The organism is Streptomyces sp. NPDC086777, assembly GCF_040702065.1.
In the GTDB taxonomy this organism is placed as follows: Bacteria; Actinomycetota; Actinomycetes; order Streptomycetales; family Streptomycetaceae; genus Streptomyces.
Window position 1 is genome coordinate 239,085 of sequence record NZ_JBFBJI010000010.1, and the last position, 17,596, is coordinate 256,680.

The window sequence follows — 17,596 nt, forward strand, 5'->3', positions numbered from 1 at the left end:
GCGGGCCGGGAGGAGGTTGATCGGCGTCGTCCTCAGGTGCCGGACGGGTCGAGAGAGGGGCGCGTGCCGTCGTCGGCGCAGGGGGTGTCATGCCCTGGTAGGCCGCGCTCTTCTGTCCCACCGAGTGGGGTGGAGGGTGGGCGAGGGGATGGGGCCGCCCACCCGAGGGTTTCGGGTGGGCGGACCGGAGGGTCAGCTGCCGGTGCGGGGACCGGGGAGGCTGGGGGACAGGCCTACCGTGGCTGTCCTGCGGGTCTGCATCGGCAGCACGCCCTCGGGGTACTGCACCGGCAGCGGGCCCGTCGGCGGCAGCGGGGACGGTTCCGGGGCCTCGGGACGCTCGGCCTGCGGCCGCCTCGCCCGGTACGCGGCCCGGTAGGCCGCCGGGGACGAACCCAGCTGGCGGCGGAAGTGGCCGCGCAGGGCGACGGGGGAGCGGAAGCCGCAGCGGCCCGCCACCTCGTCCACCGAGTAGTCCGACGTCTCCAGGAGGCGCTGCGCCTGGAGGACCCGTTGCGTGATCAGCCACTGGAGCGGAGCCGACCCCGTCAGGGAACGGAAACGGCGGTCGAAGGTACGGCGGCTCATGTACGCGCGAGCCGCCAGCGTCTCCACGTCGAACTGCTCGTGGAGGTGCTCCAGCGCCCAGGCGACGACCTCGGCGAGCGGGTCGGCGCCGATCTCCTCTGGTAAAGACCGATCGAGATAGCGCTCCTGACCGCCCGAGCGGCGCGGCGGGACCACCAGACGGCGGGCGAGCGCGCCGGCCGCCTCGTTGCCGTGGTCCGTCCGCACGATGTGGAGACAGAGATCGATGCCGGCCGCCGTACCTGCGGAGGTGAGGACGTCGCCGTCGTCCACGAAGAGCTCTCGTGGGTCGACGTGCACCGACGGATAGCGCTTGGCCAGCGTCGGTGCGTACATCCAGTGGGTGGTGGCCGGGCGCCCGTCCAGCAGGCCTGCGGCCGCCAGCACGAACGCGCCCGTGCACAGCCCGACTATGCGGGCCCCCTCCTCATGGGCGCGGCGCAGCGCGTCCAGCGCCTCCTCCGGTGGCGGCGCGGTGATCGAGCGCCAGGCCGGTACGACGACCGTGCCTGCGCGTGCGATCGCCTCCAGGCCATGCGGCGCGGTGAGTTCCAGGCCCCCTGTGGTCCGCAGCGGGCCTTCCTCGCCACCGCACACCAGTAGTCGGTAGCGCGGTACGCCGGCGTCCTGGCGGTCTATCCCGAACACCGACAGCGGTATGGAACTCTCGAAGATGGGGCCGCCGCTGAACAGCAGCACCGCGACGATCTCCTTGCGGCGTCGCCCGGACAGTTTCCGGGCCGCGGTTTCCGGCGCGGCAGTGGAGTCGTGGCTCATCCTGCTAAGCCCCCCTCGGTGGTCGCGGCTCCTCGGTTGTGTCGCTCCTGCACGTTTCCCCTCGGTCCTGCACGAGTCCCCCGCCGTAAGACGTCAAGATCGAATCTACTGGTTTCCGCGGTCTCGCGTTGACCAGTTCGACACGCCGTCGATTGTCGACATGACAACTTGGCGTGAAGCATTCGATCACGAAGGGTTGCACTCACGGGCCGTGCAGGGAAGTGCGCCTCGTCGCAGTGGCCAAACCGCGTAGGGTACGGAGGGGCCTGCGGACCCTTTCCGTGCAGGTGGAACGGGGGTTGGGGGGTGGTTGGTGCCCCTCTCGGACAGGTCCGCCAAGTTGGCTGAAAAGAAGCGTTGGCGTGCGCGGAAACCGGTCAGTCGACCGGTGTAGTACCCCGGGTGTGACGTCCGCCTCCCCGGGCCGCCGTTCCGCGCTCCGCGCCGAGCCTCGCACCGAGTTCCGAGCGGCGCAGCAGGAACCGGCATGCGGTGGTGACGGCGGCGAGACCGAGGGCGGTGCCGGCCGCGCCGGCCGCCGAGGTGCCGTACCAGAGCAGCACCACGGGCACGAGCACGCAGGAGAACGCGGCCCAGCGAACCACGTCGCCGGCACTGTCCGGAGCACGGTGCGGGTCGGAGGTGCGGCGCGGGTCCGGAGCGCGGTGCGGGTCCGGAGCGCGGTGCGGGTCGGGGGCGCGGCGTGGCGCGGGGGCGCGGTGCGAGGTGGGGGCGCGGTGCGGGGCGGGGGTGGTGCGGCGCGGTCCGGACATGGTGGTACTCCCTCGTGACGCACTCGTACCGGGATCAACGCGCGTCCGGGCGGTCGGTCACCGTGCGTGGGCCCCGGTGCTGTCCGAATCCTGTGCAAACCGCCTGTACGGGGCAGCAACCATTGCGTTACGGGCGCGGCTCGTGCATGCTCCCTGGAACCCCTAACCGACTCCGGGGAAGGTCCCCTACGGAGAGTGTGCGGGATCTGGGCTGAGGAGGCGTGCCGCCGTACCCTTGGGGGTATGGGGTTGGGAAGATGTTTCCCGGACACAAGCTTGCCGCACACTGTCGTCCCTCCCACACAAGGATCACAACGCCGAGACAGCCATGGCCGGTCACGAATTCTTCGATCCAGCGGACCGCAAGCGGCCGGTCGCCGACCCCACGGCGGCCGATGCGCTGGCGGCGGAAGACTCACGCCCTTCCTGCGATCCCGCCTTCAAGCACGGAGTGGTCGTCGGCTTCGACGGCTCCACCTCCAGCGAGCGCGCCCTCTCCTATGCGATCGGGATGGCACACCGCTCCCGCGCAGGGCTGATCATCGTCCACGTCGCCAACCGACTGCCGACCACCGTGTGGGCCGGCTGCGAGCCACCCGTCTTCGTCGACGTTCCGGACCACCGCACCGAGGTGCTCGGTCTCGAACTCGCCTGCGCCGACTACCTGGCCGAAGTGCCCTGGATCCTCGTCGAGCGCGGCGGTGACATCTGCCACGAGCTCGAAGAGGTGGGGCGGGAGTACGAGGCCGACGCGATCGTCGTGGGGTCGACCCACGGGATCGTCGGGCGGATCTTCGGTTCCGTCGCCGGGCGGCTCGCCAAGCGGGCCAAGCGGCCTGTCGTTGTCATTCCGTAACTCCAGGTTCTCCCAGGTGAGATACGCCGTGGGAACGGTCCGGCTCTCTTCGTGCAGCGCCTGAAATTCCTGGCGTGCAGAGGTGTTTGTGCCCTTGTGAAGGGCATATATCGGTCACCGCGCACAACTGCACAAAGCATGAAGGGAGCCCGCCGTGGACAATGACGTCTCTGCGGGAAGCGGAACCACCACCGTGGCCGGTCGACTCGCCCTGGGAATCACCCTGTTGGCGTTCGGACTCGGCACCACCGGTGTCATCGACGGCGTCGCCACCTCCGACGCCCTGTCAATCGCCCACTACGTGGGCGGAGTCGCCCTCTTCCTCGTCGGCCTGCTGGCCTTCCGTGACCGTGACGCCGCGAACGGCACGGGCTGTGTGGCCCTCGGCGCCCTCTGGTTCACCTGGGCCGTCTCGTCCGGTGGCCACACCTCGGCCAACGGTGCCGGGCTCTTCCTGCTCCTCTTCGCCCTCGTGGCCCTGTCGTTGACCCTCGCGGGCGGCGACCAGCTCGGACAGGCCATGCACGGGCTGCTGTTCCTGGCGATGCTGGTGCTCGCCGTCGCGCAGTTCGCCGACAGCTCGTCACTGACCAAGGTCGGCGGCTGGGTTGCGGTGGCGGCGGGGGCGGTGGCCTGGTACGCCGCGACGGCCGCGCTCGCGCACTGGCCGACGGTGCTGCCGGGGCGGGCTGCCGGTCGGGGGGTGACGGCCCACGGCTGATATGGCAGCCGACGCCGGGGAGTTGGGCGTCCCCGGCGATCCAATGAGCGGACCCTCGCGTGGCTGTGTGGCACACGTGGGGGTCCGCTCGGTTTCGTCGGCCCGTGCGGATGCGTGGGGGCCGGCCGCGCAGTTCCCCGCGCCCCTTCTTTTGCTTTTAGGGGTGCGTGGGAACTGCGCGAGCAACCCCCACGCACCCGCACAACTGAACGGCGCTACTCCACCGTCACCGACTTGGCGAGGTTCCTGGGCTTGTCGATGTCGCGGCCGAGCGCCTTCGCCGTGTGGTACGCGAGGAGTTGGAGGGGGATGCCCATCAGGATCGGGTCGAGCTCGTCCTCGTTCTTCGGGACGACGATCGTGCGGTCCGCCTTCTCCTGGTGCTGGTGCGCCACCGCGAGGATCTTGCCGCTGCGGGCCTTGATCTCCTCCAGGGCCGCGCGGTTCTTCTCCAGGAGGTCGTCGTCGGGGACGATCGCCACGGTGGGAAGGGCCGGCTCGATCAGCGCCAGCGGCCCGTGCTTCAGCTCGGACGCCGGGTACGCCTCCGCGTGGATGTAGGAGACCTCCTTGAGCTTCAGGGAGGCCTCCCGGGCCACCGGGTAGCCCCGGACGCGGCCGATGAAGAGCATCGAGCGGGCCTCGGCGTACTCCGCGGCCATTTTCTCGATCTCCGCCTCCTGGGCGAGGATCTCCGAGATCTGGGCCGGCAGCTTGCGCAGGCCGTCGATGATCCGCTTGCCGTCGCGGACCGAGAGGTCGCGGATGCGGCCGAGGTGCAGGGCGAGGAGCGCGAACGCGACCGTCGTGTTCGTGAAGCACTTCGTCGAGACCACGCAGACCTCCGGGCCCGCGTGCACGTAGGTCCCGCCGTCCGCCTCCCGCGCGATCGCCGAGCCCACCACGTTCACCACGCCCAGCACCCGCGCGCCCTTGCGCTTCAGCTCCTGGACGGCGGCGAGCACGTCGTAGGTCTCACCGGACTGGGAGACGGCGATGTACAGGGTGTCGGGGTCGACGACCGGGTTGCGGTAGCGGAACTCGGAGGCCGGCTCGGCGTCGGCCGGGATGCGGGCCAGCTCCTCGATCATCTGGGCGCCGATCATGCCCGCGTGGTACGAGGTGCCGCAGCCGAGGATCTTCACCCGGCGCACGGCACGCGCGTCGCGGGCGTCCAGGTTGAGGCCGCCCAGGTGCACGGTGGAGAAGCGGTCGTCGATCCGGCCGCGCAGCACGCGGTCGACCGCGTCGGGCTGCTCGAAGATCTCCTTGTGCATGTAGGTGTCGTGGCCGCCCATGTCGTACGACTCGGCCTCCCACTCCACGGTGGTCGGCTCGGCCGTCGTCCGGGTGCCCTCGGTGGTGTAGGTGCGGAAGTCGTCGGCCTTGAGGGTGGCCATCTCACCGTCGTCGAGGGTGACTATCTGGCGGGTGTGGGTCACCAGCGCCGCGATGTCGGAGGCGACGAACATCTCCTTGTCGCCGATGCCGAGGACGACCGGAGAGCCGTTGCGGGCGACCACGATCCGCTCGGGGAAGTCGGCGTGCATCACCGCGATGCCGTACGTGCCCTCGATCACGTGCAGCGCCTGGCGGACCTTCTCCTCCAGGGTCTCCGCCTGGGAGCGGGCGACCAGGTGGGTGAGGACCTCGGTGTCGGTCTCCGAGAGGAACACCACACCGTCCGCCTCCAGCTTGCGGCGCAGCTCGGCGGCGTTGTCGATGATCCCGTTGTGGACGACCGCGACCTTCTGGTCCGCGGACATGTGCGGGTGGGCGTTCACGTCGGAGGGGGCGCCATGGGTGGCCCAGCGGGTGTGGGCGATGCCGGTGGTGCCCTTGAAGCGCGCCGGGACCCTGGCCTCCAGGTCGCGGACCCGCCCCTTGGCCTTCACCATCTTCAGACCGGCCGTCTTCGGCGCGGAGACGACGATGCCCGCCGAGTCGTAGCCGCGGTATTCCAGCCGCTGGAGACCTTCGAGGAGGAGGGGGGCGACGTCGCGCCTACCGATGTATCCGACAATTCCGCACATATATAGGTGTTCCGTATCCCTAAGCCGTAGTCATCCGTAGACCATGCGACGAAGCTGCCGGAGCGTGAGCTCCGGCGGGGCGACCGCACGGTACTTCAGATCCGCCGCGATCCGGTCGAAGATCTCCGCGTTGACCAGGCCTTCCGCCTGGAGCTCGCGGTGCCGGCGGCGGACGTAGTCCGCGGTCGTCTCGTCGAAGTAGGCGAGCACCTCCTGGATCACCCGCAGCGCCTCGCCCCGGCTCAGGGGCGAGGACCGCATCAGATGATCAACGAGTTCGTCGTGCACCCGGTAGATCCTCGGGTACCGGCGCCGGATTCGCAAGAATCCTGCCCGATTCCGGGCAGCAGGCTGTTGAATCTCTTATGGGGTGCTGTTCGCGGCCTGTCCATCCTGTGTCTTGCGCCACGTCGCTTGTGGAGACGATTTTCAGACGCCATGGACATTCCTCGTATGGGCGTACCCGATGAGCTCGCCGAGCGCATGAGCATGGCCGAGCAGCACGAGTACCTCCGCGCCAAGTTCTCCCGGCGCTCCATGATCAGAGGCGGCGCCGTCACGCTCGGCGCCGTCACGGGCGGCTCGTTCGTCCTGGGCGGCACCGCCCAGGCCGCCGTCCCCACCCGGTCCTCCGCCCCCGCCACCCAGTACGTCGACGGCGCCTACGTCGCACCGTTCGGCCGCCACCTGGCCTTCGGCAACGACGCCGGCACGGAGATGACGATCTCCTGGCAGGTCCCGGTCGCGGTGAAGAAGCCCTTCGTCCGCATCGGCACCCACGCCTCGCACCTCTCGGTCAAGATCGAAGCCGAGATCCGCACCCTCTACACCCCGGCCGGCATCGGTGCCAGCGGCGACCACACCCAGTACTACGTGCACGCCAAGCTGGCCAACCTCAAGCCCGGCCGCACCTACTTCTACGGCGTCGGCCACGAGGGCTTCGACCCGGCCACGCCGCAGTTCGCCGGCACGATAGGCACCTTCACCACCGCGCCCCGCAACAAGGAGCCGTTCACCTTCACGGCCTTCGGCGACCAGGGCGTCAGCTACCACGGCCTGGCCAACGACGCCCTGATCCTCGGCCAGAACCCCAGCTTCCACCTGCACGCCGGCGACATCGCCTACGCCGACCCGGCCGGTGCGGGCCAGACCGCGGACACCGGCTTCGACTCCCGGGTGTGGGACCAGTTCCTGGCCCAGACCGAGTCGGTCGCCAAGTCCGTGCCGTGGATGGTGTCGTACGGCAACCACGACATGGAGGCCTGGTACTCGCCGAACGGCTACGGCGGCGAGGAGGCCCGCTTCACCCTGCCCGACAACGGGCCGGACAAGAAGCACCTGCCGGGCGTCTACTCCTTCGTCCACGGCAACACGGCGATCATCTCGCTCGACCCGAACGACGTCTCCTTCGAGATCCCGGCGAACCTCGGCCTCTCGGGCGGTACCCAGACCAAGTGGTTCGAGGCGCAGCTGAAGAAGTTCCGCGCCTCGAAGGACATCGACTTCATCGTCGTGTTCTTCCACCACTGCGCCTACTGCACCTCCACGGCGCACGCCTCGGAGGGGGGCGTGCGACAGGAGTGGGTGCCGCTGTTCGAGAAGTACACGGTGGACCTGGTCATCAACGGCCACAACCACCAGTACGAGCGCACCGACGTCATCAAGGGCAACAAGGTCGTCAAGAAGCTCCCGATCGGCGAGACCGCGTACTCCGAGACCGAGGGTGTCGTCTACGTCACCGCGGGCGCGGCCGGCCGCAGCCTCTACGCGTTCACCGCCCCGGACTCCTACGAGGGCCACCTGAACGAGGTCGACTCCGTGGCCTCCTTCATCAACACCAAGGACGGCAAGGTCAACGAGACCGTCGCCTGGTCCCGGGTGCGCTACCTCAACTACTCCTTCCTGCGCGTCGACGTCGAGCCCGCCCCGCGCGGCCAGTACGCCAAGCTGAAGGTGTCGGGCATCGCCGAGACCGGCAACCGCATCGACCACTTCACCGTGGCGCGCAAGGCCAAGTAGGGCCCGGCGGGAGCAGACGGCAGGGCCGTGCGCCGGAGGCAGGGCGCACGGCGGCCCCAGGCGGTCCTCACAAGCGTTTGAGGACCGCCTGTTTGGCCCTCGTGAACTCCTCGTCGGTGAGCACTCCCGCGCGGTGCAGCTCACCCAGCTCGCGCAGCCGGCGCAGCAGCGCGTCGTGGTCGTCCCCGCCCGGCGCGTCCGGCTCCCGGGACGCCCGCGCCGCGGCGGCCGCCGACGGATGCGGCAGCCGGGCCTGCACCGCCGCCGCGACCAGCGCCGTCAGCGGATCGCGCCGGAACCCCCACAGCTCCACCGCGTTCGGGTCGAACTTGGCCCGCTCCCGGACCGGCGCGCCGGTCACCCGGAACCGCAGATGGCCGTTCTCCAGCCCGGCGGACGGCTGCCACTCCACGCCGAGGATGTCCGCCAGGGCCAGCGTGCGCGGACCCGCGGCGGCCTTGGCGTCCTCCGTCTTCCAGTTCCACTCCAGGCGCACCCGCTCCCCGTCGAACGACGCCGTGCCGTCCCCGGCGGAGACCGACAGCGGCAGCGGCGGCCCCGGCAGCAGGTACTCGGTCACCGGCGTCCCCGGCACCCGCTCCAGGAGCAGCGCGTCGCGCACCTCGTCCGTGAAGTACTCGGCGACCCCGTACCGGTTCGACTCGACGGTCAGCCGATAGGGGTCGTGGGGTTCGGCGAGGCGGCCCCCGGTGGCGTGCAGCAGCGGATCGGCGCCGTCCCGCAGCCGCAGTCTCAGCCGGCCCTGCCTGCGGCCCTGCTCGAAGGAGACACCGGCCAGCGCGCCCAGCGGGACGACCAGTTCACCCAGGGCCCGGCGCAGCACCCCGACGTTCCGGTCCCGCCCGGGAGTCAGCCGCAGCGCGGCGCCGTCGAAGACCCAAGTGCCGTCCTTCTGGATGATTTCCGCCACACGGGGATTGTTCCACCGGAAGTGCGGGAGAGTGGTCTCGACCAATCCTGGTCGGCTCGACCCCCGCTGAAGGGAGCGCATGTGCGATCGCACCACAGAACGACTCCCCGAACCCCCCGTATGGGCCGCGTCCTCGGGTCCCTGCTGCTCGTCGCGGCGGCCGGCGCCGTCACGGGCGGCGCCGCCCCGGCGTCCGCCGCGACCGTGCCGACCCCGCTCGGCCGGGTCGTCCCGGCGCCCGCCTCGGTCACCCCCGGCGGCACGCCGTACCGGATCACCCGCTCCACCGCCATCCGCGTCGACGGCTCCGGGGCCGCCCACCGGGTCGCCGAGTACCTCGCGGACCTGCTGCGCCCGTCGACCGGCTACCGGCTGCCCGTGACCACCCGCGGTGCGGCGGGCATCCGGCTCGTCCTGTCCCACGGCCCGTTCGGTGCCGAGGGCTACCGGCTCGACAGCGGCCGCGACGGCGTCACCATCACCGCCGCCCGTCCCGCCGGTCTCTTCCACGGCGTCCAGACCCTGCGCCAGCTCCTCCCGGCGGCCGTCGAGAAGGACACCGTGCAGCCCGGCCCGTGGCTGGTCGCCGGCGGCACCGTCGCCGACCGCCCCCGCTACGCCTACCGGGGCGCGATGCTCGACGTCTCCCGGCACTTCTTCACCGTGGCGCAGGTCGAGCGCTACATCGACCAGCTGGCCCTCTACAAGATCAACGAGCTGCACCTGCACCTCAGCGACGACCAGGGCTGGCGCCTCGCGATCGACTCCTGGCCACGCCTGGCGGGCTACGGCGGCTCCACCCAGGTCGGCGGCGGCAAGGGCGGTTTCTACACCAAGGCCGAGTACCGGGAGATCGTCCGGTACGCCGCCTCCCGCTACCTCGAAGTCGTCCCCGAGATCGACCTGCCCGGCCACACCAACGCCGCCCTCGCCTCCTACGCCGCCCTCAACTGCGACGGCACGGCGCCGCCGCTGTACACGGGCACGGAGGTCGGCTTCAGCTCGCTGTGCGTCGGCAAACCGGTGACGTACGACTTCGTGGACGACGTCGTCCGCGAACTGGCCGCGCTCACCCCCGGCCGCTACCTCCACATCGGCGGCGACGAGGCGCACTCCACCAGCCACGAGGACTACGTCGCGTTCATGGACCGGGTGCAGCCGGTCGTCGCGAAGTACGGCAAGACCGTGATCGGCTGGCACCAGCTGACCGGTGCCCACCCGGCGCCAGGGGCCCTGGCGCAGTACTGGGGCCTGGACGACACCGACGCCGGCGAGAAGGCCCAGGTCGTGAACGCCGCCCGGAACGGCACCGGGCTGATCCTCTCGCCCGCCGACCGGGTGTACCTCGACATGAAGTACACCGAGGACACCCCGCTGGGCCAGGACTGGGCCGGACTGGTGGAGGTGCGGCGGTCCTACGACTGGGACCCGGGCACCTACCTGGCCGGCGCCCCTGCCTCGGCCGTCAGGGGTGTCGAGGCCCCGCTGTGGACCGAGACGATCGTCACGGACGCCGACATCGACTACATGGCCTTCCCGAGGCTGCCGGGGGTCGCGGAGCTGGGCTGGTCGCCGGCTGCCACCCACTCCTGGGACGCCTACCGGGTGCGGCTCGCCGCCCAGGCCCCACGCTGGGACGCCCTCGGCATTCCCTACTACCGCTCTCCGCAGGTGCCCTGGCCCGCATCCCGGAAGTGACATGACCGGCGGGCTCCCCCGAGGACCGTACTCGGGGGAGCCCGCCGGCCCCGGTCAGAACCCCGCGACGGGATTCTTCAGGGTTCCGACCAGCTGGAGGGCGCCCGAGGGGTCCGCCAGGTCCACCATCTGCCGGTTGTCGCGCAGCTGGAGCCGGTTGAGGCAGGACAGCGCGAACTCGGGCGCGAACAGGTCGTACCGCGCGAACCTGTCGGCGAGTTCGGGCGCCGAGGCCTGGTACTCGCGTATGACCTCGGCGACCGTCCGCCAGAAGCCGTCCTCGGCCAGGACCCCCGCGGCCGCGAGGTTCGCGGCGAGGAAGCGGAAGAAGCAGTCGAAGACGTCCGTGAAGATCGAGAGGAGCTTCTTCTCCTCGGGGACCTCCACCCGCAGCCGCTCCACCGCCGGCGGCAGCACCGCGTCCGGGTCCATGACCGCGATCTCCTCGGCGATGTCCTTGTAGACCGCCCGCCGGACCACGCCGTCCGCCAGGACCAGGATGACGTTCTCGCCGTGCGGCATGAAGACCAGGTCGTAGGCGTAGAAGCTGTGCAGGAGCGGCGTCAGGTAGGCCCGGAGATAGGAACGCAGCCACTCCTCGGCCGGCCGGCCGCTCCGCTCGATCAGCGCGGCCGCGAAGGAGGCGCCCGCGTGGTCCACGTGGAGCAGGGAGGCCATGGTGGCCAGGGACTCGCCGTCCCGGAGGGACGGCACCGGGCTCTCCCGCCACAGCGCGGCCAGCATCTTCCGGTACGGCGAGTGGCGGTCGGTCGCCCGCTCGTACTCCAGGTGCCGGTAGCCGACGGCGGCCCGCTCCCGGATGATCGACAGGCCGGTGGACCTGAGCACCGGGTCGTCGCCGACGAGCTGGGCCAGCCAGTCGTTGATGGCCGGGGTGGCCTCCATGTAGGCGGCCGAGAGCCCGCGCATGAAGCCCATGTTGAGGACCGACAGGGCGGTCTTGACGTAGTGCTTCTCGGGGTGGGAGCCGTTGAAGAAGGTCCGGATGGACTGCTGGGCCAGGTACTCGTCGTCGCCCTCGCCCAGGCAGACCAGATGCCCGCGGGCGACCTCGGCGGCGAAGGTGACGGAGAGCTTGTTCCACCACTGCCAGGGGTGCACCGGGATGAGCAGGTAGTCGGCGGGGTCCAGGCCCCGCTCGCGCAGGACGCCCTCGAAGCGCTCGACGGTCGCCTCGCCCAACTCCTCCCGCACGAACGACTCGTACTCGATCCCGACCCCCGCGGTGAACGCGGCCCGTGACCGGTGGGCCGCCAGCCACACCAGCCGGACCGGGCGCGCGGTCTCCGGCGCGTACGACAGGTACTCGTGGACACCGAAGCCGAGCCGCCCGTTGTTGGCGACGAAGCAGGGGTGGCCCTCGGTCATGCCGGCCTCGATCGCCTGGAAGCCGCTTCCGGCGAGCTCGGCGGCCGTGACCTGCGGCTTGGTGAGCTTGTAACAGGTGCTGGAGAGGGTGGAGGAGATCTCCTCCAGGTAGACCGGCAGGATCTCGTCGCTCAGGCCCAGGGACTTCCGCAGCTCGATGAAGAAGTCCAGGGCGGCGAGCGGGAGTCCGGCGCCGTCCCGGGTACGGGTGATGGACTCGGGGTCCACCTGCCAGTGGTCCAGGGCGCGGTGGACGGCGGTGAAGCGGTAGCGGGTGAGCCCGTCGTCGCTGCGGACGACGTACGACTCCCCGTCCTGCTCCGGGGTGAGGAGGCGCTCGTGGGCGAACTCCGCGAGGGCCTTGCGTATGAGCAGCCGGTTGGCCTTCTCCCAGCGTTCGGGGGAGAGGTGGGCGACGGCGTCGGCGAGGGTCATTCGGCGGCCACCGCCGTCTCGAACCGCTCCCGGGTGCAGAAGCTCAGCAGCGCCCTCTTCTCCGGCTTCCGGATCTCCCCTGCGGGCACGAACCCGACGGCCTCGTTCAGCGCCTGGACGGCCCTGTTGCCGACGTCCGGCTCGACGACGATCCGGCGGGTCGCCGGGTCCGCGAAGAGACGGGCCACCACCGCCGTGATGACGGCCTTCGTGAAGCCGTGCACGGGGGTGTCCGTGGCGGGGGTGAGGAAGTGCATCCCGACGTCGCCGGGCTCCGGCTCGTACAGCCCGGCCAGTTCCCGGTGGACCGGGTCGTAGTACTCCATGAGGAAGGCGGGCTCGCCGTCCTCGCCGAGGCCGAGGAGCGCGTGGTGGTGCTCGTCGGCCGCGATCTCCAGGTACGCCCGCTCGACGTCCGCCGGTTTCGCGTCCTGCATCATCCAGTAGGCCGCCTTGGGATGGGTGACCCAGCGGTGCAGCAGCTCGGCGTCCTGGAGCGGGTCCAGGGGGCGGAAGGTGAAGGTCGTCATCGTGCTCATACGGCGAACTCCTGGAAGGCGATCGTCTTCTCCACCGGGTAGTACTCGGAGCCGAGCAGCTCGCGGATGATGTACGCGTTCCGGTAGGGGCCCATGCCCAGGTCGGGGCTGGTGATGCTGTGGGTGTGGACGCCGGCGTTCTGCAGGAAGACACCCCGGCCGGTGACGTCGATCGCGTAGTTGCGGGCCACGTCGAAGTTGCCGTGCGTGTCGTAGCGCAGCCGGTCGCGGACGGGCTTCAGGAACTCCGGCTCGGTGTACCGGTAGCCGGTGGCCAGGACCAGGCCCTGGGTCTCGATCTCGTAGTCCTTGCCCTGCTCCTCCTGGCGCAGGGAGAGGGTGTACGTGCCGTTGTCGTAGGCGGCCGCCGTCAGTGCGGAGTTGGTCAGCAGCCTGGTCGGCACCGGGCCGCGGAGGTTCTTCTGGTAGAGCAGGTCGAAGATCTCGTTGACCAGGTCGCCGTCGATGCCCTTGAAGAGGCCCTTCTGCTCGGCGGCGAGCCGGTACCGGGTGGCCTCGGGCAGGGCGTGGTAGTAGTCGACGTACTCCGGGCTGGTCATCTCCAGCGTGAGCTTGGTGTATTCGAGCGGGAAGAAGCGGGGGGAGCGGGTCACCCAGTTCAGGTGGTACCCGTGGACGTCGATCTCGCTGAGCAGGTCGTGGTAGATCTCGGCGGCGGACTGGCCGCTGCCGACCAGCGTGATCGACTCCTTGGACTGGAGTTCCTGCTTGTGCCGCAGGTAGCGCGAGTTGTGGATGAAGTCGCCGCCCAGGCCCCGGCAGGCCTCCGGGACGTGTGGCGGGGTGCCGGTGCCGAGGACCAGATGCCGGGCGCGGTACGTCTCGCCGGCCGCCGTCGTGACCAGGTAGTGCTCCGCCTCGTACCGGACCTCCGTCACCGTGGTGCCGAAGCGCACGTTGGTCAGCCTGTTCGCGGCCCAGCGGCAGTAGTCGTCGTACTCGACCCGCAGCGGGTAGAAGTTCTCGCGGATGTAGAACGGGTACAGCCGGCCCTTCTCCTTCAGGTAGTTGAGGAAGGAGTACGGCGAGGTGGGGTCGGCGAGGGTGACCAGGTCCGACATGAACGGGGTCTGAAGGTGCGCGCCGTCCAGGAACATGCCGGCGTGCCACTCGAAGTCGGGCTTGGAGTCCAGGAAGACGCCGTCGAGTTCCGCGATCGGCTCGGTCAGGCAGGCGAGGCCGAGGTTGAAGGGACCGAGCCCGATCCCCACGAAGTCGTAGGTCTTGGACGGGTGTTCAGGACGCGCGGTCAAGGGACTCTCCCAGGTACTGCTCGGCGTGGCCGGCGATCAGGTCGAGGACGGCGGCGATGTCGGCCGTCGTGGTCTCGGGGTTGAGCAGGGTGAACTTGAGGTGGTGGCGGCCGCCGACCTTGGTGCCCGCGACCACCGCGTCGCCGGAGGCGAAGAGGGCCTTGCGGGCGTACAGGTTGGCGCGGTCGATATCGGCGGGGTCGGTGACGGCCGCCGGGATGTAGCGGAAGACGAGGGTGGACAGGGACGGCTCGACGACGACGTCGTAGCGCGGGTCGGCCACGAGCAGCTTCCAGCCCTCCCGCGCCAGCTCGCAGACCTCGTCGAAGAGCTGCCCGATGCCGTCGGCACCCATGGTGCGCAGGGTCATCCACAGCTTGAGGGCGTCGAAGCGGCGGGTGGTCTGCAGGGACTTGTCGACCTGGTTGGGGATGCGCTCCGCGAGCGTCCGGCGCGGGTTGAGGTACTCCGCGTGGTAGGTGGCGTGGCGCAGGGTCGCGGCGTCCCGGACCAGCACCGCGGACGAACTCACGGGCTGGAAGAAGGACTTGTGGTAGTCCACGGTGACCGAGTCGGCGCGCTCGATGCCGGCGAGCCGGTCCCGGTGCTGCAGGGAGGCGAGCAGCCCGCAGCCGTAGGCCGCGTCGACGTGCATCCACACGCCGTACTGCTCGCACAGCCCGGCGATCCCGGGGAGCGGGTCGATGGAGCCGAAGTCGGTGGTGCCGGCGGTGGCGACGACCGCCATGGGCACGAGGCCGTCGTTCCTGCACCGGTCCAGCTCGCGGGCGAGGGCGACGGTCTGCATCCGCTGGTCGGCGCCGACGGGGACGGAGACCACCGCGTCCGGGCCGAGGCCGAGCAGTTTCGCCGACTTCTGCACGCTGAAGTGGCTGACCTCGGAGGCGAAGATCCGCAGGTCGGCGAGGTTCTCGGCCTTGGCCTCCTCCCGTGCCAGCAGCAGCGCCTGGAGGTTGGACTGGGTGCCGCCCGAGGTGAACACGCCGTCGGCCGCGGCACCGAAGCCGATGCGGGCCGTCGTCCAGTCGATCAGTTTCCGCTCGATGAGGGTGCCGCCGGCGGACTGGTCCCAGGTGTCCAGGGAGGAGTTGACGGCGGAGAGCACGGCCTCGCCGAGCACCGCCGGGATGACCACCGGGCAGTTGAGGTGGGCGAGGTAGCGGGGGTGGTGGAAGTAGACGGCGTCGCGGAGGTAGACGTCCTCCAGCTCGTCCAGGACCGCGGTGATGTCGTGCAGCGGGCGGTCGAGGTCGATGCCGTCGATGCGGGGGGAGAGGGCGTCGACGGTGACACCCGTGAACGGACGGTCGGTGGTGGCGAGTTTGGCCGCCACCCGCTCTACTCCTTGGGTCACGGAGCGGCGGTACTGCTCCGCGGTGAGGCCATTGAGCAGGTGCGAGCGCATGAGGGGGTCCTCCGGGGCGATCCGTGCGGGGGAGCGGAGCGATTCGTTCAACTTAGGTAAGCCTAACCTAAATAACTCGGATGTCATGCTGTCCCTCCCGTGACGGCCCTCACGTGGGCGGCCGTGACCGTCCGGGCCACAACTACTCGCCGGCCGCCCGGAGCTGCTCCTCCGTCAGGCCCTGCCGCCAGTACCCGACGAAGGTGACCCGGCGCCGGTCGATCCCGCGCTCGCCGACGAGGTGCCGGCGCAGCTCCTTCACCCGCCCCGACTCCCCGGCGATCCAGGCGTACGGGTGTGCGTGGGAGGGGAGTCGCGCGGTGCGGATCTCCGCGAGGGCGTCGTGTCCGCCCACCAGCCAGGTGATCTCCGCGTCCGCCGCGGTGACCACGTCCTGGACGTCCCCGGCGCACGGCACCTCCAGCCAGGCGCGCACGCGGGTGCCGGCGGGCAGCGACTCGAGGACGGCGGTCGCGGCGGGTACGGCGGTCTCGTCACCCCACACCAGCACCAGGTCGGTGTCCGCGGGCGGCCGGAACCGGATCGCCCGGTTGTCGGCGACGGCGGGTCCGAGCAGGATCACCCGGTCCCCGGCGGCGGCCCGCGACGCCCACCGCGAGGCGGGCCCGGCGGGGACGGCGGCCCCCGGTCCGACCCCGTGCAGCACGAAGTCGATGTCGATCTCGTCCGGGTCCCGGCGTAGTTCCCGCAGCGTGTACGACCGCATCACGGCCCGCACGTCGTCCGGGAGGTCGCGCCAGCCCTGCCACCACCCCTCGCCGAGCTCGACCGGTACGACGGGCTCGGTGCACCCCTCGGCCGGGACGAACAGGGAGAGCGACTGGTCGCGCCCGTGGGAGTGGAAGTGCGCCAGATCGGCACCGGTGAAGGTGACCCGGACCAGGGACGGACCGAGCCGCCTCGTCCGTGCGACCTGGAGGGAGAAGAAACGGAACGGGGCGGCTACGGCCGTCGTCATATGAGCTCCTGAGACTCAGGAAGTTGTCCGGGTGTCGTGCTGCGGCTCGCGGGTCAGCCGACCTTCTTCGCCGTCTCGATCGCCTTGGCGAGGTTCTCCACCATCGCGACGCACTTGTCGTACGAGAAGATCGGCTCGGGGGAGCGGGCGATGACCTGGCCGGCCCTGACCGCGGGGAGCTTCTTCCAGGTGGCCTGGGTGATGTCGGCGGGCTGGATGGTCGCCGTACGGTCGTCCATCATGATGATGTCGGCCTGGTACTTGTCGACGTTCTCCCAGCTCAGCGACTCGTACCAGCCGCCGCTCGCCTTCAGCACGGAGGCCGGGGGTTCGACGAGGTTCACGCCGAGGGCCTTGAAGTACTCAAGGTCCACGGAGAGGTTGGAGCCGGACACGTAGAAGATGCTCTGGGCCGCGGAACCGGCCAGCACCTTGATGTCGGGGTGCGCCTTGGCCGCGGCGCGCAGCCGGGACGAGGCCTCCTCGAACCGCTTCTTCGCGTCGGTCACCTTGCTCGCCGTCATGTCCGCGCCGAGCGACTCGGCAAGGGCCCAGACGCGCTGGAGCGGGACGGTCAGTTGGCGGTCGTAGGCCGAGATGCCGACGCTCGGGGCGAGCTTGGCGATCTTGTCCTTGGACTCCTCCGGGACGTACCAGAGGGTGCCGGCGCCGTCGAACATGGTGGTGATGAGGACGTCGGGGGCGAGCGCGGCGTACTTCTCGATGTTGAACTGGCCCCACTCGTTGCCGAGGACGGTCAGCTTGCTGATGTCCATGTCGCCGGCCTGGACGTCGGCCTTGCCGGCCTTGGTCCTGGTCGGCCCGAAGACGCCCTTGACGCTGACGCCGTAGTCGTACAGCGCGGCGGCGACGCCGACGAACGCGACGATGTTCGCCGGGGCCCTGTCCAGCTTCACGGTCGTGCCCCGGTCGTCCTTGAACGTCCAGGGGCCGGACTTGGCGGCCGTCGTCTCCTTGCCGGAGGAGCCACCGCTTCTGTCGTCGTCACCGCAGGCGGCGAGCACGGCGCCGAGACCGAGGGCGCCACCGGCGGCGAGGATGCCGCGGCGGGTGGGGTGGGCTGCTCTGACGTTGGACATAGGGGTGGCTGCTTTCGGACGTGCGGAAACACCGCCGGACGGGATGAAGATTAGGTTA

The 17,596-nt window shown here is 70.4% G+C and carries 15 protein-coding genes; 4 read left to right on the plus strand and 11 right to left on the minus strand.

Features of this window, described 5'->3' with window-relative positions:
- Nucleotides 1–192 precede the first annotated feature (192 nt).
- A complete protein-coding gene (locus AB0472_RS17135) occupies nt 193–1,365 on the minus strand; it encodes a helix-turn-helix domain-containing protein (RefSeq protein ID WP_366357256.1) in 1,173 nt (390 codons plus the stop codon).
- A 377-nt stretch (nt 1,366–1,742) separates the two neighbouring features.
- Complete coding sequence (locus AB0472_RS17140; protein ID WP_366357257.1) at nt 1,743–2,138, minus strand: hypothetical protein; 396 nt, start codon at nt 2,136–2,138, stop codon at nt 1,743–1,745.
- A gap of 328 nt (nt 2,139–2,466) precedes the next feature.
- On the opposite strand from AB0472_RS17140, the gene AB0472_RS17145 reads away from it, so the two are divergent.
- Entirely contained in the window at nt 2,467–2,994 is a 528-nt protein-coding gene (locus tag AB0472_RS17145; protein WP_366357258.1) for a universal stress protein, read from the plus strand.
- Nucleotides 2,995–3,148: 154 nt separating this feature from the next.
- Complete coding sequence (locus AB0472_RS17150) at nt 3,149–3,715, plus strand: hypothetical protein (protein ID WP_366357259.1); 567 nt, start codon at nt 3,149–3,151, stop codon at nt 3,713–3,715.
- Nucleotides 3,716–3,930: 215 nt separating this feature from the next.
- Here AB0472_RS17150 and glmS read toward each other — a convergent pair whose 3' ends face one another.
- Nucleotides 3,931–5,748: a glutamine--fructose-6-phosphate transaminase (isomerizing) gene (glmS, locus tag AB0472_RS17155; protein WP_366357260.1), complete on the minus strand. Its 1,818-nt coding sequence runs from the start codon at nt 5,746–5,748 to the stop codon at nt 3,931–3,933.
- A 30-nt stretch (nt 5,749–5,778) separates the two neighbouring features.
- Entirely contained in the window at nt 5,779–6,036 is a 258-nt protein-coding gene (locus AB0472_RS17160) for a hypothetical protein (protein WP_351498808.1), read from the minus strand.
- A gap of 165 nt (nt 6,037–6,201) precedes the next feature.
- Between AB0472_RS17160 and AB0472_RS17165 the strand changes: the two genes are divergently transcribed.
- Entirely contained in the window at nt 6,202–7,767 is a 1,566-nt protein-coding gene (locus tag AB0472_RS17165; RefSeq protein ID WP_366357261.1) for a metallophosphoesterase family protein, read from the plus strand.
- A 67-nt stretch (nt 7,768–7,834) separates the two neighbouring features.
- Here AB0472_RS17165 and AB0472_RS17170 read toward each other — a convergent pair whose 3' ends face one another.
- On the minus strand, nt 7,835–8,698 hold the full coding sequence (locus AB0472_RS17170) for a DUF4429 domain-containing protein (RefSeq protein ID WP_366357262.1): 864 nt from the start codon (nt 8,696–8,698) through the stop codon (nt 7,835–7,837).
- Between the two features lie 120 nt (nt 8,699–8,818).
- Between AB0472_RS17170 and AB0472_RS17175 the strand changes: the two genes are divergently transcribed.
- A complete protein-coding gene (locus tag AB0472_RS17175; protein ID WP_366357263.1) occupies nt 8,819–10,396 on the plus strand; it encodes a beta-N-acetylhexosaminidase in 1,578 nt (525 codons plus the stop codon).
- A 54-nt stretch (nt 10,397–10,450) separates the two neighbouring features.
- On the opposite strand, the gene AB0472_RS17180 is transcribed toward AB0472_RS17175, so the two are convergent.
- From AB0472_RS17180 to AB0472_RS17205, 6 genes are all read right to left on the minus strand, one after another.
- Nucleotides 10,451–12,220 (minus strand): IucA/IucC family siderophore biosynthesis protein, encoded by a 1,770-nt coding sequence (locus tag AB0472_RS17180; RefSeq protein ID WP_366357264.1) that lies wholly within the window; start codon nt 12,218–12,220, stop codon nt 10,451–10,453.
- The gene (locus AB0472_RS17185) at nt 12,217–12,759 is read right to left on the minus strand and encodes a GNAT family N-acetyltransferase (RefSeq protein WP_366357265.1); all 543 of its coding nucleotides are present in this window, start codon (nt 12,757–12,759) and stop codon (nt 12,217–12,219) included. Before AB0472_RS17185 ends, AB0472_RS17180 begins: the two co-directional genes overlap by 4 nt.
- Nucleotides 12,756–14,033 (minus strand): SidA/IucD/PvdA family monooxygenase, encoded by a 1,278-nt coding sequence (locus tag AB0472_RS17190; protein ID WP_366357266.1) that lies wholly within the window; start codon nt 14,031–14,033, stop codon nt 12,756–12,758. Before AB0472_RS17190 ends, AB0472_RS17185 begins: the two co-directional genes overlap by 4 nt.
- A complete protein-coding gene (gene desA / locus AB0472_RS17195) occupies nt 14,017–15,459 on the minus strand; it encodes a lysine decarboxylase DesA (protein ID WP_366357289.1) in 1,443 nt (480 codons plus the stop codon). Before desA ends, AB0472_RS17190 begins: the two co-directional genes overlap by 17 nt.
- Before the next feature lie 142 nt (nt 15,460–15,601).
- Nucleotides 15,602–16,438, minus strand: coding sequence for a siderophore-interacting protein (locus AB0472_RS17200; RefSeq protein WP_366357267.1), 837 nt, complete (start codon nt 16,436–16,438; stop codon nt 15,602–15,604).
- 53 nt (nt 16,439–16,491) lie between these two features.
- A complete protein-coding gene (locus AB0472_RS17205; RefSeq protein WP_366357268.1) occupies nt 16,492–17,538 on the minus strand; it encodes an ABC transporter substrate-binding protein in 1,047 nt (348 codons plus the stop codon).
- Nucleotides 17,539–17,596 lie beyond the last annotated feature (58 nt).